Source organism: Siminovitchia fortis (genome assembly GCF_003605365.2).
GTDB classification, from domain to species: Bacteria; Bacillota; Bacilli; order Bacillales; family Bacillaceae_C; genus Siminovitchia; species Siminovitchia fortis.
On record NZ_QYTU02000095.1, the window covers coordinates 1 to 1,137 of the forward strand.

1 protein-coding gene is annotated in these 1,137 nt (G+C 40.0%); it reads right to left on the reverse strand.

Features of this window, described 5'->3' with window-relative positions; all coding sequences use genetic code 11:
• On the reverse strand, positions 1-1,078 hold a 1,078-nt coding region (locus D4N35_RS17755; RefSeq protein ID WP_120076042.1), incomplete at its 3' end, for an IS256 family transposase.
• Positions 1,079-1,137: the final 59 nt, after the last annotated feature.

A 1,137-nucleotide genomic window follows, 5' to 3' on the forward strand; every position in this document is an offset into this window, starting at 1 on the left:
CATCAGTTGGATAAGCTGTTTTCGTTTTAGTGACTTTTCTAAGCTGTCTGTGATAGCCCTCTATAGTATTGGTTGTATAAATGAGCCTTCTAATCTCTGCAGGGTAACTGAAGTAAGCAGTAAGTTCCAACCAGTTGGCTTCCCAGGACTTAATAATAATCGGATGTTTCTTGCCCCATTTCTCTTTGAAGTTGGAAAACTCTAGTTCTGCTTCTTCCAGGGTGAGCGCCTGATAGACTTTCTTTAAATCCGCCATGACCACTTTTTGTTCTTTATACGACACGTATTTCATCGAATTGCGAATTTGATGGATGACACAAAGCTGAATATCCGTTTGTGGAAAGACAGAATGAATCGCCTCAGAAAAGCCTGAAAGGTTATCTTTACAAACGATGAGGATGTCCTGCACCCCTCTATTTTTCAGGTCATTACAGACGCCTAACCAAAAACTTGCACTTTCGTTCTCCCCAATCCATATTCCAAGGATCTCTTTATGACCCGACAAATTAATTCCCAAGACACTATAGGCTGCTTTATTCACTATCCGATTCTCTTTCCTGACCTTAAAGTGAATGGCATCCAGGAATACGATAGGATAAACCCGATCCAAGAGCCTGGATTGCCACTCGGCAATTAAAGGCATTATCTTATCGGTTACTTTGCTTACCATGGCTGCCGAGACGTCAATCCCATATAAATCCTTCATCTGGTCTTCAATGTCCCTCGTCGACATTCCTTTGGAGTAAAGACCGATAATTTGATCTTCCAATCCGTTGGCGGTTGTTTCATATTTCTTGATAATTTGAGGCTCATATTCACCTTTTCGATCCCTAGGAATTCTCAACTCAGCCTTGCCGAACTTTGTTTTCATTGTCTTTTTACTGTACCCATTGCGGCTGTTTCCAGAATGGTCACCGCTATTATCATGTTTTATATAACCTAAATGTTCATCGATCTCAGCTTCAAAGACTTGCTGGATAGTGTCCTTAAAAAGCTCCTTTAATTTCTCCTGAATATCTTCAACTGTACGGCAATCCTTGGCTAATTCCTTCGCTAAATCGTTTGTTTTGTTCTGCATAATTGATCATCTCCTTAATTGGTAAGTTTAACCAATTACACAAAACTTTTTACATTCTC